This is a genomic window from Rhizobium sp. 01T444 (assembly GCF_056398305.1).
The window spans coordinates 1-624 of sequence record NZ_JBFTPD010000248.1 but is presented as its reverse complement, the minus strand read 5'-3'; the positions used below and the strand labels follow the sequence as shown (position 1 = coordinate 624).

The following is a 624-nucleotide window of genomic DNA, read 5'->3' as shown; positions in this document are numbered from 1 at the left end:
CCTCATCGCAGTCTGGTCACTCAGGCAACCGCCTGGATCTTCCAGTCGCGACCACGGAATTCAACGGCATCTCCCGCGACCCGTCCTTCCAGAGCCTTGTAGATGGGAGCCTCCGTGGAAACGCCCATGTACGTCAGACCGTCACACACGAATACCTGGGTCGCAACGCCTACGACGTACCACCGGTCGTCGACCTGAACGGCAGCGCCCTCCACCACCTGCGACTTCGGCCCGAAGTCGATTGACTGTAAGCGTTCAAGTGCGGCCTCGTATGTCCGAGTCGGCCCCTCAAAGTACTCCGCCAGTTCGGCGTTGCCAAACTCCTGCGAGGCCTGGTCCTGGTCAGCGGGCTCGCTGCGGTCTCGCCTTGCTCCGGCAAGATACGACGCATAGGCATCGCGCGACTGCCGCAGTTGCGCCTCTTGAAGGTTTCTGATGGTTTTCTGCAGGGAAGTCTTGTTCAACATGATCTGCTTTCGCTCGGGGGGTCGGTATCGAACACGGGATGCGGAACAGCACCGCCAGGAAGCAGCGCCTCGCCTCGGTAGTCCCAGGGCCCCATCCCATAGGGCCTGCGGAACGCGCGGATGAAGCCTCTGTTGTTGGCGTAGCCGGCGGCTCGGC

General features: G+C 62.3%; 1 protein-coding gene. It reads right to left on the bottom strand.

Annotation, left to right across the window (positions count from 1 at the left end):
* Positions 1-20 precede the first annotated feature (20 nt).
* Positions 21-467 (bottom strand): hypothetical protein, encoded by a 447-nt coding sequence (locus AC1DTN_RS38255; RefSeq protein WP_477925392.1) that lies wholly within the window; start codon positions 465-467, stop codon positions 21-23.
* Positions 468-624: the final 157 nt, after the last annotated feature.